Origin of the sequence: Natrialba sp. INN-245, from assembly GCF_009807105.1 — an archaeon.
Lineage (GTDB): Archaea > Halobacteriota > Halobacteria > Halobacteriales > Natrialbaceae > Natrarchaeobius > Natrarchaeobius swarupiae.
Map to the genome: position 1 here is coordinate 131098 of NZ_WUBV01000017.1, position 13046 is coordinate 144143.

9 protein-coding genes are annotated in these 13046 nt (G+C 63.5%); 3 read left to right on the plus strand and 6 right to left on the minus strand.

Going from position 1 to position 13046, the window contains the following annotated elements:
- Nucleotides 1-28: 28 nt before the first annotated feature.
- Nucleotides 29-1894: a DEAD/DEAH box helicase gene (locus GRS80_RS05505; RefSeq protein WP_160046983.1), complete on the minus strand. Its 1866-nt coding sequence runs from the start codon at nt 1892-1894 to the stop codon at nt 29-31.
- Between the two features lie 411 nt (nt 1895-2305).
- On the opposite strand from GRS80_RS05505, the gene GRS80_RS05510 reads away from it, so the two are divergent.
- A complete protein-coding gene (locus GRS80_RS05510; protein ID WP_160046684.1) occupies nt 2306-4033 on the plus strand; it encodes a HAMP domain-containing methyl-accepting chemotaxis protein in 1728 nt (575 codons plus the stop codon).
- Between the two features lie 104 nt (nt 4034-4137).
- Entirely contained in the window at nt 4138-4314 is a 177-nt protein-coding gene (locus GRS80_RS20325; RefSeq protein WP_200840329.1) for a hypothetical protein, read from the plus strand.
- Here GRS80_RS20325 and GRS80_RS05515 read toward each other — a convergent pair.
- The gene (locus tag GRS80_RS05515) at nt 4307-5260 is read right to left on the minus strand and encodes a transcription initiation factor IIB (RefSeq protein WP_160046685.1); all 954 of its coding nucleotides are present in this window, start codon (nt 5258-5260) and stop codon (nt 4307-4309) included. The genes GRS80_RS20325 and GRS80_RS05515 overlap by 8 nt on opposite strands.
- A 772-nt stretch (nt 5261-6032) precedes the next feature.
- Between GRS80_RS05515 and GRS80_RS05520 the strand changes: the two genes are divergently transcribed.
- Nucleotides 6033-6632, plus strand: a complete 600-nt coding sequence (locus GRS80_RS05520; protein WP_160046686.1) for an ArsR family transcriptional regulator — start codon at nt 6033-6035, stop codon at nt 6630-6632.
- Nucleotides 6633-7062: 430 nt separating this feature from the next.
- Here the strand turns inward: GRS80_RS05520 and GRS80_RS05525 are convergent, their stop codons facing one another.
- The 4 genes from GRS80_RS05525 to mct all read right to left on the minus strand — a co-directional run bounded on the left by GRS80_RS05525 (nt 7063) and on the right by mct (nt 13008).
- Nucleotides 7063-8847 (minus strand): hypothetical protein, encoded by a 1785-nt coding sequence (locus GRS80_RS05525; RefSeq protein ID WP_160046687.1) that lies wholly within the window; start codon nt 8845-8847, stop codon nt 7063-7065.
- A gap of 491 nt (nt 8848-9338) precedes the next feature.
- Complete coding sequence (locus GRS80_RS05530) at nt 9339-10277, minus strand: hypothetical protein (RefSeq protein WP_160046688.1); 939 nt, start codon at nt 10275-10277, stop codon at nt 9339-9341.
- Between the two features lie 287 nt (nt 10278-10564).
- Nucleotides 10565-11779, minus strand: a complete 1215-nt coding sequence (locus GRS80_RS05535) for a GNAT family N-acetyltransferase (protein WP_160046689.1) — start codon at nt 11777-11779, stop codon at nt 10565-10567.
- A gap of 8 nt (nt 11780-11787) precedes the next feature.
- Nucleotides 11788-13008, minus strand: a complete 1221-nt coding sequence (gene mct / locus GRS80_RS05540; protein WP_160046690.1) for a succinyl-CoA:mesaconate CoA-transferase — start codon at nt 13006-13008, stop codon at nt 11788-11790.
- Nucleotides 13009-13046 lie beyond the last annotated feature (38 nt).

The following is a 13046-nucleotide window of genomic DNA, read 5'->3' on the forward strand; positions in this document are numbered from 1 at the left end:
CACCGGGAGATCGGTACGACAGTCCGTCTCAGTCTTCGTCCGACGACTCGACCGTCCGTTCGCGGACCGTCATCCCCTTCCTCCCGAGATGCTGGAGCTGTCGGCGGGCGAACTCCTCCTCGCGCGTGCCCCGCGTCGCCAGCACGTAGACGAGCGCCCCGCCGGCGGGTCGCATCGTCCGGCCAGCCCGCTGGGTCCCCTGTCGTCGCGAGCCGCCGAGACCCGAGGCGACGACCGCGAGATCCGCCGTCGGCAGGTCGATCCCCTCGTCTCCGACCCGCGAGATCACGAGGAGGTCGCGTTCGTCGTGTCGAAACTCCGCTAACAGACGCTGGCGCTCGTGGTGGGGCGTCTCGCCGCTGAGGAATGGTACGTTCAGAGCCTCGGCGAGTTCCCGCCCCTGCTCCAGGTAGTCGACGAAGACGAGCGCCTTCGAGTTCGGGTGAGCCGACAGCAGGTACCTGACCTCGTCGATCTTCCCTCGGTTCTCGGCGGCGATCCGGTACTTCTCGCGGCCCTCCGCCGAGACGTAGGCGTTTCGTTGCTCCTCGTCACCCCAGGGGACGTATCTGATCTCGAGTTCGGGCTCGGCGACGAAGCCGGCGTCGAACAGCGCCTGCCAGTCGGTGCCGATCGGCGGCCCAACGAGGGTGAAAATCTCCGTCTGTCGGTCGTCTTCGCGGATCGGCGACGCCGACAGTCCCAGTCGGTTCCGCGACTGGAGGTGCGTACTCCGCCGGTAGACGTCCGAGGGAACGTGTTGGCACTCGTCGAAGACGACGAGCCCCCACTCCCGATCGTCGAACAGCGACCGGTGGCGGTCCATCCCGGCGATCTGGTACGTGGCGATCGTTACCGGTCTGACCTGCTTTTGCCCGCCGTGGTACTGTCCGACCTGTGCTGGCTCGAGGGAGGTGTACTCGACGACGGCCTCGGCCCACTGGCGGGCCAGATCCCGGCTCGGAACGAGAATCAGGGTCTCGCCGCCGACGTGGGCCATCGCACCCATCGCCGCGATAGTCTTGCCGCTGCCTGGCGGACCGACGAAGATCCCCTCGCCGCTCTCAGCGAAGCGATCGACCCACGTTCGCTGGTACTCCCGCAGGCTGACCTCGAGGTCGATCGACAGCGCCTCGCCAGAGTCGAGATCGCGGTGGTCCTCGACGGGGTAGCCGGCCTCGTAGAGAATTCGCTTGATCGCGGCTTCCGCCCCCTCACGGACCCAGTCTTCGGTCTCCGAGATCGGCGCGTGGACGTGTTCCTCGTCGAGTTTCTGGCGGGCGACGTTACCCATTACCTCCGGACTGTTCGCCTCGAGGACCGTGTAGCCCTCCTCGTGAGTCCGCAGACGGAACTGGTGGGCGCGATCCCACTGGCTGTGAACCCACTCCTCGAGCTCCTCGTTTCGCGATCCGAGCGCCTGGCGCATCGTCCGCTCGAGGGCGTCGAAGGAGTCGTGTGGGGCCTGCCAGACGTCCTCCGGTCGGACGACGTAGCGGTAGCCGTCCGCACCGTTCGCGTCTGCGAGGTGGGCGAACTGCGCCAGTTGTGCGCGGGTGAACTGCTCGGGTCGATCGACGACGATCTCGCGCCGTTTCGGAAAGACGACGACCCGCTCTCGGTCGGTCAGGTCCTCGAGTTCGCTCGGGTACCAGACGACCGGATCGGTCGACACCGAGAGCCGCTCGAGATCGCCGTGGTCGGCGATATCGTCGAGGCGCTCGCTGACCGCGTCGTGGGGGTACTCGAGCGCCCTGGCGACGGCGCCAGCGGTGAGCACCGGTCGCCCCTCGCGCTGGGAAGCCTCGTGGAACGTCGCGAGCGTAATTTCGTCGTCGGCTTCGCCCGGTCCGTCGTCATCGCTCGGTTCGTCCGATCCGTCGTCCTCGCCCAGCCCGCCGAGTTCGTCGCTGTCGTTCGATTCGCCGGGTTCGTCGTCCTCACTCGATTCGTCGGGTCCGTCGACGTCGTTCGGTTCGTTCGTCTCGCCCGCACTCTCTCGCCTGCCGGGGCCGTCCCCGCCGTCCGTCCGGGTGTCCGACACGGCGTCGGAGTTGCCAGCGGCTCCGTCGGTCGTCCGCTCGGAGGAACGTTCGTCGGTCACTGAGGGATCTACCGTCGGCGGGAGTAAACCCATTTCGCTCGCGTCTCGCCCCCTTCCACTCACGTCTCGGCGGTCGTCCGTCTGCTGCTCGCGCCGGTGAGTCGCGTTTCCCTCGAGTGGTGAACTGGTTGAATTAGTGACGAATTTCGACGATCTGGTACTAGCCACCGCAGTTAAGTAATCGTTCGGGAATTTCAGCGTATGTCGACCGCTTCTTCAGAACTCGATGGATTCGACGGTCGGACGGCGTCGATGCAGGAGCGATACGAGACGGTACTGTGGGGAGTGATGGAACGAATCGGGATCGCCGAGAGCCTCGAGCGTAAGATCATGGCGGCGGTCCTCCTCCAGTTTCTCTCGACACTCGCCGTCTTTGCGCTTCCGCTCGCGTTTCTCGGGCCGCGAGATGCGATCGCGGTCTTTCCGACCGCACAGATCGTGTTGACGGGCCTCGTCTTTGCGCTCTCGGTGGTCGCGTTCGTCAACACGCTCCTGATCGCTCGCCGTGACGTCGTCGGACCGATCCTGTCCCTTCGGACGGCTGCCGACGCCATCGCGTCGGGACGGCTCGACGATCGGCCGGAACGGACGGATCAGTCGGACGAGATCGGCGACCTCCAGCGCTCGTTCGACTCGATGCACGCCCACCTGAGGACGGTCGCGGCCCAGGCGGACGCACTCGCTTGCGAGGAGTTCGACGCTGACGTCCTCGAGGAGCGAGTCCCCGGCGAGTTCGGCGACTCGCTCGAGGCGATGCAGACAGGCTTGCAAGACCGAATCGGGGAACTCGAGGAGAGCCGCCAGCAGATCGACCGTCAGCGTGAGCGCGTCGAACAGCGAAACGCGACGCTCGAGGCCGACGCCGAACGGATACGAGCGGTTCTGGACCGATGTCGCCAGGGCGATTTCACCCGCCGCGTGACGGCCGAAAGCGACCACGACGCGATGAACGAGATCGCTGACGGATTGAACGAGACCCTCGACGACATCGAGGGGACGCTCCACGGCATCCAGACGCTCGCGCTGGAAGTCGAAGACGTCGGACGCGAGGTCTCACAGAGCGTCCGGCAGATCGAGGCGGCCAGCGAAGACGTCAGCCAATCCGCAGAGGAGATTTCGATCGCGACGGACGAACAGAACGATCGTTTCGAAGACGTCCTCGGTGAGATGAGTGACCTCTCGGCGACGATCGAGGAGATCGCCGCGACGGCCGACGGCGTCGCGGACGTCTCGGCGGCGGCGACCGAGCGTGCACAAGCCGGTCGCGAAACGGCGACGGACGCCCTCGACGAACTCGATCGCATCGAACGACGCGCCGGGGAGATCGTCGACCGGATCGAAACGCTCGAGGACGATCTCTCGGAGGCCGGTGACATCGTCGACGTGATCGACGGGATCGCCGAGGAGACGAACCTACTCGCGATCAATGCCTCGGTCGAGGCGGCTCGAGCCGGTGCGGACGGGAAACGGTTCGCCGTCGTCGCGACCGAGGTCAGATCGCTCGCCGAGGAGACGAGCGACGCGACCGACGACGTCGACGCCGTGGTCGGCGACGTTCAGTCGTCGGCCGGACGAGCACTCGAGGAGATCCGAACGATGCGACGGGAGGTCGTCGAGGGCGTCGAGACGATCGAGGAGAGTCTCGACGCGCTCACGGAGATCGCCGACCGCGTCCAGGACGCCAACGAGGGGATTCAGTCGATCGACGATGCCACCGACGAGCAGGCGCGCTCGAGTCAGCAGGTCGTCACGATGGTCGATACGGCGACCGAACGGAGCGAGCGGACGTTGAAAGAGACGAGCAGCGTCGCAGCCGCCGTCGAGGAACAGACCGCGACGATCGCCGACATCGCCGGCGCAGCAGAGTCGCTGTCCGAGCGGGCGACGGAACTCAGCGATCGGCTCGAGGAGTTCACCGTAGAGGAGTAAGTGTGACCGGGGGACAGCTCGGGTAATTCGTCGCGGTCGGTACGGAGCCCCAGTTGTTTGTGACGGTCCAACAGTATATGCCGATCGAGGACGTATTCTCGCGCATGTTCCGTGCGATCCTCCCCGAAGGTCAAATCGTCTGTGAACGGTACGACCACGTCGAGAAGGGCCTCGAACTGTACGACGAGAACGACGAGTTCCTCGGGTTCGTTCCGTACGCGAACCTCCACGCGCTGGTCGACGAAGACGTCTACGGCGGCGACGAGCGTTCGATCATGTAGCGGGTGTCTGGTCGATCGCCTCGAGTTGTTCTCGGTACCTGTTTCGGACCGTGACGACCGTCGTCTGTGCGGTGTCGGCGACGGCCCGCTGGGGAATCGTCTCCTCGCAGAGCAATCCGGCGGCGTAGATCGCGGCGGCGGCGAACCCGGTCGGCGACTTTCCGGAGTGAAGCCCCTGTTCGGTCGTGCGGTCGATGATCTCGATCGCCTTCGTCTCGACGTCCTTGTCGACGTCGAGTTCCGAACAGAATCGCGGGACGAACTGTCTCGGGTTCGTCGGCTCGAGGTTGATGTCGAGTTCGTCCGCGATGTATCGATAGGTGCGGCCGATCTCCCGCTGGTCGACGCGTGAAACTGCCGTCACCTCCTCGAGGCTCCGCGGGATATCCTCCTTTCGGCAGGCGGTGTAGAGCGCGCTGGTCGCGACGCCTTCGATCGATCGGCCGCGGATGAGATCCTGATCGAGCGCCCGTCGGTAGATGACGCTCGCGGTCTCCTTGACTGGGTTGGGGACGCCGAGTGCGCTGACCATTCGATCGATCTCCGAGAGCGCGTACTTGAGATTTCGTTCGCCGGCGTTTTTCGTTCGAATCCGTTCCTGCCAGACTCGAAGGCGGTGAATCTGCCCGTGTTTATCGGACGACACCGAGTGTCCTTTCGCATCCTTGTTTCGCCAGTCGATCGTCGTCGTCAGCCCGCGGTCGTGCATCGACTGAGTGAGGGGTGCGCCGACGCGCGAGAGCTGGTCGTGTTCTTTCGCGTTGAACGCCCGCCACTCGGGCCCGTAATCGATCGGATCTTCCGTTAGGACGAGACCGCACTCCCGGCACACTCGTTCGCCTCGGTCGGGATCGTGGACGATGGTATCGCTCTCGCAATCGGGACACAGTTCGGCATCCGCTCGCTGAGACTCGCGCGTAGTATGGTCGATAATGGACTGTGTCATCAGTGGTGGGGGAAGCCGTGCCGAGACTGTAAGGGGTTCACATGGTTTCGCGGGAAACACCGACTTACTGCAGTCGTCGGCTTCCGAAGAAAAAGAGCGAAGACAAGCGACACGGAACGTCCCACCCGCCCGCTCGAGGCGGTCAGCATTCGTGCCGAGAGCGTGTCCCGTCGGTCGTGTTCGGACGAAGCGATCGACGGCGGCGGACGATGCGAGCCACCTCGATCGCCTCGGCCAGTGAGTCAAATGCCAACATGGTACATTAATCGACTTCATTGTTCGGCGGATCTCGTCCAATAAACTGGGAGTTCATCCCGTAAACTTCCATTTCGGGGGCAAACCGACGCCCGAATTTATGTCGCTCCAGTCGGACGTTCTCTCGTATTGCCGTGTTCGAGATATCCCCGACAGTCGCCGACGATCCCTCGTCTGCAGCCGAGTTGTGGGGCGTACGCAACGGATACGGCGGCGCAATCGGACGATACCGACGCCGTCGTATTCGCCAGTCGACCCGCCCCGCGAGCCGATGCAGACCCCTAGTGGCGACCCCAGACCGAAGTCGACGCGTAGTAGCTTTGCAGCCGGTGCAAAACGTGACCGTGTTTAAGAGAGTCACTGTTGGTGTACAACTTGGTGTGTCAATCGTGATTGCGACCTGCCGTTTGAATACGAAACGGCCCCTGCAAACCCGTCAGTTCGGTGGTGGTCTCGTCTCCCGAAACCGACGCGGACGCGGTTCGAGCAGGCGGCTGCAGTCCGGAGGCCAAACATAATGTCGTCGATCGATACGTCTCTGCCCGACGAGATTTCGTCGTCGGTCTCTCAGTCTGAAGACGATGAAGGACTCTCGAAGGACGTCATTTTCGAACTCCTGAAAAACCGACGCCGACGGGAAGTCCTCGCGTACCTCCTCGAGGCGGAGGAGACGGTAACGCTCGGCGAACTCGCCGAACAGATCGCGGCCTGGGAGAACGATACGGACGTCAACGCGCTCAGTTCCGACCAGCGAAAACGGGTGTACGTCGCATTGTATCAGACTCATCTCCCCAAGATGGACGACGCGGGAATCGTCGAGTACGACCAGGATCGTGGGCTCATTACGCTCGCGGACAACGCGGATCTCCTGATGATGTACCTGGACACCGATTCTCACCAGCAGGACCGATGGGATCGGTGGTACGGCCTACTTAGCGTCGGCGGCGTGGGACTCGTTGGGGCAGCGTTCTTCGGTGTTCCGCCGCTGTCGGCCGTTCCGATCATCGCGGTCGCCGGCACGGTCGTTCTCGCGTTTTTGCTGTTGTCGGCCGTCCACACCGTCCGGAACCGCCGACGTGAGCGCTCCGTCAACGGCAAACTCTCCCGGATCGAGTGATACGGATTGCTGTACCGGTTTACCTGTGAAACCCAGATGGCTCGTGGTTTCGCCGGTACCGATTTACAGCAGACCGTATGAGTCGTCCGCGCCACGCGCGAGCCACGGATTTCGACCCCGATCCGTCGTATCGTTTAATCGTTTTGGAGAAATACGAACGTGGTTCCTCCATACGAGAAGGACTTTTATTCGCGCCGCACGTACGACCGTCTGGCTCCCGGTGACCGTCATCCAGTACCGGAACAGTTCGCGTGCCAGCTTGCTGTTCTCGGCGCGGGAGCCATCTTTACTCGAGACTGTCCAGACCGCCACCAGCGTTCGCTCTCGCTGCCGGATCGGTCGTCACCCTCGTGGGGACCGCTGTGTGTTAGTTCTGGTGTGACCGCAGGCGGGCCGCGGTCACGCCTGGATATCGGGATACTAGTCGATTTCAGAGATTCCGAGCGTTGTACTGGACGTCGACGGTCGCATCGCCGAGCAGATGGAACTCCTCGATATCGCCGTCGAACCAGTAGGCGTCGAGCCAGTCTCCGACCCCGCCTCGGACGGCGCCCCCCTCGACGACGTCCTCGTCGTCGATCGACGCGTCGCGATACGCTGATTTGACGACCGTCCCGCTCACCTCGAAGGAGTACGTAGTGGGCCCGTCGGCGTGCGTTCCGTCGAAGACGATCGCGTGCGGGAGGAGTTCGTGGTCGCCGTACTCGCTCGGATCGATCTCCTCGCCGTCGACGAACAGAGCGGCCTCCCCGTCCGTGAACGTCACGTCGGTGACTGCACCCGAGAACCGGAACCGGTGGGTCGCGTCGGTGACCGAACTCTGGACGGTCGATCCCGAGACCGTCGTGGCCGTCTCGTCGGGATCGGCGGACTCGAGTTCGATTCGTCCGTCGACGGTGATCTCGTAACTCGTCGGCGCGCCGCGTCCGTCGACCTCGAGGACGTGCGGAAGGTTCTCGCCGAACGCGTCGGGATCGACGACCTCGTCGTTCACCCGAACCGTCGCCGGCCCGTCGACCGTAAGTCCCTCGAGATCGCCGCTGAACCGGAACGCGTCCTTCCAGTCGGCGACGCTGCCGTAGACGGAGGATCCGTCGACGACGTCCTCCTCGTCGATCGAGGCTCCGTCCGCGTTCGACTTCTCGACGTCACCGCCGACCTCGAACTCGTAGCGGCTCGCGTCGGACGGGTCGCCGTCGACGACGAGCAGATTCGGAAGCGACGAATCGTCGGTCGTGTCCTCGTCCGCGCCGTCCCCGTCGCGTCGGCTACTCGAGGCACCCGAAGCCGCCTCCTCGGCGGACGTCGGGACGCCTGCCGGCGGCGACAGCTCCGGCGACCCGGAGACGCTCGATCGCTCGAGTCCGCCCCCCTGGACGGAGCCGCTGATGGCGCCACCGGACATCTGCGCTCGGCCCGAGCCTCGCAGGACCATCGCGTGGGGATAGCCACCGCTGGCGAACTCCGAGTCCTCGATCGTCACGGGCCCGCCGGGCCAGACCCAGACCGGGCGACCGGCGTCTTCGACGTAGCCGCCCCAACCGGGTCCGTAGTCCGTGCCGTCGTTGTAAGCGACGCAGTTCGAGATGACGTCGTTGCCGCCGGCGACGCGGTACGTACTGACACCGTTGTTCTTGCCGTAACAGTTTTCGAAGCGAGCCGAACCGCCCGAAGCCGTGTTCGAGCAGTAAAAGCCGTTGTTCGGCCACCCCTGAACGTTGCAGTGTCGAAAGGTGACGTCACACGACGCGTTTCGGTGGTAGAAGACGGCACCCGGACCGTGAACGAAACTCTCGCCCTCTTTCGTCGAGCCGTCACCGAGGTAGACGTTCTCGATCAGAACGTCGCCGCTGGGTGCGGTGATCGAGATCATGAACTCGTCCCCGCGGTGGAGGCCCCTGAACCCAATGTTCCGGATCACGGAGTTTCCCCCCTCGACGAGTAACAAGACGCTGTTCCCGTTGGTGAGATCGAACAGCTTGTTTTCGTACGTTTCACCGGATTCGATTCTGATCACCTGACCGCGCGCCGTGATCTCCTCGTACTCCTCGTCGGCGCTCGTGGTAGTCGAAAGCGCCGCGGCCGCCGTCGTGACGCCGGCCAACCGCATATACGTGCGTCGGTGGAGTAATCCATCGTTACCACCGTTCGCCGCCGTGGTTTCGTCGTCGCGGACTGAACGCTCGTCGTCCAGTACCGAATGTTCGCGTGCCATGCAATCCGAGTAATATACCACTACTCGCATAAACTTTCCCAATTTCTAACCCTAAAATTTACACAATGTAATTTCTTCACAGGGTTTTTAATAGACATCTATCGAAAAACGTTCACGGAAGAATGAACGTCGAATCGGCCTACGGCGGCGACGTAATAAAATATTACCGGGTGCAGAACGCTTCGTAAGCGATCATTACCGGATGTCGACCGTCGATCACGCGACTTCCGAGCGTCGACTGCCGAGTCGTCCGATTGCCGTCTCGATGTATCGACGAAACCAAAACCGGGGTCGTGACCCCATCGAAAACGGCGTCCAGCGGTCCGGATCGGGCAACTGCTCGCGGCGTAATACTGTATTACCACCGTCCGTGCGGTCGAGGAGGACGAATGCGGACAGTCAACTGGTAACCCGAGCGCGTCAACGAACCGACTGCAAAAACGAACGAAGCACGTGAAAATCGCGTCAGCGGGGTCGTGTGATCGGTTCGATCAGTTTCCGGCGGCGGCGTCTTCCGCGGAGGTCGGGACGCCGTTCGGAATGTACGCGTTGGGGGCGGTTCCGACGCCGTCCTCGAGTTGGACGGTCGAACCGGCGTGTTCCTGAACGCCTGCGGTTTCGTCGTAGTCGGTGTCACGGACCGCAACCGTCGTTCCCTGCCCGTTCGCACCGGCGTCGATCGCGACGTTCTGTCCGTTCATCTCGAGTTGACAGTTCTCGACCTCGACCGTCCCGGGCGCCCAGGCCCAGATACCGCGACCCTGGTACCCCTCCTCGTCGACGTAGACACAGGAGTTGGTCACCTTGCTCCCCTCGGTCGCGAGACGGAAGTGGGAGACATAACAGTTGGCGGCGAAACTGCTGTCGATGTGGATCGTCCCACCGCCGGCGTTACCGGGCGCGGAGGCGTAGATCGCGTTGTCCGCGAAGCCCTGGATGTTGAGGTTCTCGAAGTCGATGTGTCCGGCGTGGTCGGGGTTGACCCAGAAGGCGGTCTGGCCGTGGCCCGACGAACTGCCGTTGCGGCTGTCGGAGCCGTCGCCGAGGTAGACGTTCTCGATCGTACTCGAGCCGCCGGAATCGGAGATGCCGAACGTGGCGGAGCCGGTTCCGGACGTGTTCTCGCCGCGGAACCCGACGTTTCGGACCGTCCAGTCGCTTCCGTGTGCGGTGATGACGACGTCCTGGCCGGTCGTCATGTCGATCAGTTTGTTCTCCCAGGTCTCACCGGAGTCGATGGTGATCGTCTGGTTTGCAGCTTCGATGACCTCGTAGTCGTCCTGGCCCGCTACCGTACCCGTTGCGCCAAACGCCGTCGTCGCGGTCGCGACCGCGGCGAGCGAGCGAACGTAGTTTCGGCGGCTTAATCGCGTGTTACGGCCTGTAGTCGGAGCGGAATCCGTCTCGGACGTACGGGGGTTCTGCGCCATACACTCGGGTAACGAGGGTTTACACTCATAAACTTTTCTTTGCCGATATAGATTAAAATTACTGAATAACTTTAGAACAGTACGTGATCAATCACATTGTGTGGGTGTTTTAGCCCGAAAGTAAGAACAGTTTGGGTGGGAGAAGGGGTCGATGTACGAGGCAATTACTCGAGAAATTCCGTATTTCCCGCGGACGTAACGGGCCTGCGCGAGTCACGCGAACCGACGGAAACAGGTCTATACGGATCGATACTGGTTGGCAAGAACGAGCGTGGCGTCGCGAAGAACTACCAGGAGTCCTGTTCGGCGAACGTAATCGTCCAGTTCGCGGGGTCGGTCACCGCACGGCCCCCGACGGTCCACTCGTGTCCCCCGTCGTCCGCGATCGGATACGTCACCTGCGTCGTCGGCTTGGTTACCCTCGAGAGGGGGAGTCGCTGGTCGGTGTGAAACCCGAACCGACGGAGGAGCGTCGGCTGGATCACTCTGCCGCTCGCGGCGAGAATCGCGGCGTCGCGGTGGTCTTGGACGACTCGAGACAGGATCGCGAGCAGGCCGTCCCGACGAGCTGGCGTCTCCGCGAGCGGGACGACGTCCGACAGACAGGTCGTTTGCGACCGGTCGTCGACTCTCGTTCCGACGACCACTCCTGCGACCGGGACGCCGTTTCGCCTCGCGAGATAGGACTCGTAGGACCAGTGGGGGGTATCGAACCGCCACTCGTAGAACGTCTCGTCTCGGGCGGCGTGAATCGTCCTCGGCGTCCGTTTCCCAGCCAGACCGACGAACTGGTCGACTGGAATCCCGTCGAACCGGTCGACCGTCACGTCCGACGGCGTGGTAACGAGCCGTTCGCGGGCGCGACAGTAGCCGGAAGCGACCGGCCGAGCGAGCGAGGCGAGCGTCTCGAGTCGCCCGTCACCGTCGGCGAGCGCGTCCGGGCGTTGTACTCGGTAGAACGTCGGGACCTCCTGGACGATCCGCCAGCCGTGTTTCAGACTCCCGGAGAGCGTCGCCTCGTTGGGAAAGTTGAAAAACAGCGCCGGCTCGCGGTCGCGATAGTGGTCTTTCAGCCGCTCGGTCGTCCGAGAGTACAGCCCGTTGCGCCGATGTTCCGGGTGGACCATCACGTCCGCGGGCTGAAGCCCCAGCTTCGTCGTCGATCCGACCTGTAGCTCGAGGGCGAAACAGGGTTTCGTCCCGACGACGCGTCCCTCGTGGCTGGCGACGATCATCGGTACGTGGTCGACGTACGGGTTATCCTCGTACTTCCAGCGGAACCACTCGTCGTTTCGGTCGCCGAGCACCCGATCGTAGAGCTCGAGGAAGTCCTCCCGGTCCGTCGGCTGGTACGGCCGAATGACGTACGGATCATCCCCAGGCTCGCGACCGTTCTCGCTCGCCGCCCCCCCGATGTTGTCACTACGCGATCGTTCGAGACGATCTGTGGCACGATCACCGCCGGTCGATTCCGCGTCAGAGTGTGTGCGCTCCGTTGCCATAGCTCCGATCAGTCGTTCTGGGGGTTTCCGTCGGTGACGCCGACGGGACTCGAGTCGGTTTCGTGGCGGCTCGAGTGGATCGCGCCCTCTCGGTCGACGATCTCGCTCCGGTGTTCGTCGAGAAGCGGCGCGCGTTCTCCGGGCGACGGCGGCGTCTTGGCCATCTTGATGGGCGTCCCCGCGATCGTCACCGTCTCCTCGGAGTGGGGAAGTTCGGCCTCGACGAGCATCTCACGCTGGTGGGCGTGTTCGCTGTCGTAGACGTCGGTGATATCCTGGACCGGGCCACACGGAACGGCCCCGTTGAGTTCGGAAAGGACCGATTCGACCGAGAGGGTGGCGACCCAGTCGGCGATCCCCTCCTCCAGTCGATCTCTGTGCGCGAGGCGATCGGACGCCTCGGGGTAGTCGACGGCCCACTCCGGGCGATCCATGCGTTCACAGAGATTCCGCCAGTGTCGGTCAGTGAGTGCGGCGATGACGACGTAGCCGTCCTCGGCCTCGAAGGCGTTGTACGGGAACAGCGTCGGATGCGCGTTGCCACAGCGGGTCGGGTTCTCGCCGGTGTAGGAGTGTTGGTACACCGCTCGCTCGGCCAGGCTGATCATCGCGTCGTACATCGCCGTATCCACGAACTGGCCGACGCCCGTCCGATCCCGGTAGTGCAACGCGCCGAGGATGTTGACCGCGTGGAGCACGCCCGTGAAAATGTCGCCGACGCCGAACCCGACTTTCGTCGGCGGGCCGTCCTCCTGGCCGGTGTGATGCATGATCCCGCCAAGGGCCTGCGCGACCAGGTCGAACGCCGGCTCGTCCTGTCGCGGACTCGAGACCGTTCGCGGATCGCCGAACCCGCGCATCGCGGCGTAGACCAGCCGCGGATTGATCTCGGCGAGTCGCTCGTACTCGAGGCCGAACTTCTCCATCGTCCCCGAGCGGTAGTTCTCGACGACGACATCGGCCGTCTCGACGAGGGATCGAAACTCCTCGCGGTCGCGTTCGTCGGTGAAGTCGAGTTCGAGACTCCGCTTGCCGCGGTTGATACTCTGGAAGTAGCCGCCGAAGCTGTCGTCGTCATCGTGAAACGGCGGCGTTTGACGAACGAAGTCGCCGCCCGGTGGCTCTATTTTCACCACGTCGGCACCCATATCGGCCAGCAGCATCGTACAGTACGGTCCACCGAGGACCCTCGTCAGATCCAGCACACACACGTCATCGAGGGCAGACATGTATCAACCACGATGGGTGTTCTCGGGCTTTGTTATGC

Coding starts and splice junctions, on each gene's coding strand:
- GRS80_RS05510 (WP_160046684.1), top strand. CDS start 2,306: ATGTCGACCGCTTCTTCAGAACTCGATGGATTCGACGGTCGGACGGCG.
- GRS80_RS20325 (WP_200840329.1), top strand. CDS start 4,138: ATGTTCCGTGCGATCCTCCCCGAAGGTCAAATCGTCTGTGAACGGTAC.
- GRS80_RS05515 (WP_160046685.1), bottom strand. CDS start 5,260: ATGACACAGTCCATTATCGACCATACTACGCGCGAGTCTCAGCGAGCG.
- GRS80_RS05520 (WP_160046686.1), top strand. CDS start 6,033: ATGTCGTCGATCGATACGTCTCTGCCCGACGAGATTTCGTCGTCGGTC.
- GRS80_RS05525 (WP_160046687.1), bottom strand. CDS start 8,847: ATGGCACGCGAACATTCGGTACTGGACGACGAGCGTTCAGTCCGCGAC.
- GRS80_RS05530 (WP_160046688.1), bottom strand. CDS start 10,277: ATGGCGCAGAACCCCCGTACGTCCGAGACGGATTCCGCTCCGACTACA.
- GRS80_RS05535 (WP_160046689.1), bottom strand. CDS start 11,779: ATGGCAACGGAGCGCACACACTCTGACGCGGAATCGACCGGCGGTGAT.
- mct (WP_160046690.1), bottom strand. CDS start 13,008: ATGTCTGCCCTCGATGACGTGTGTGTGCTGGATCTGACGAGGGTCCTC.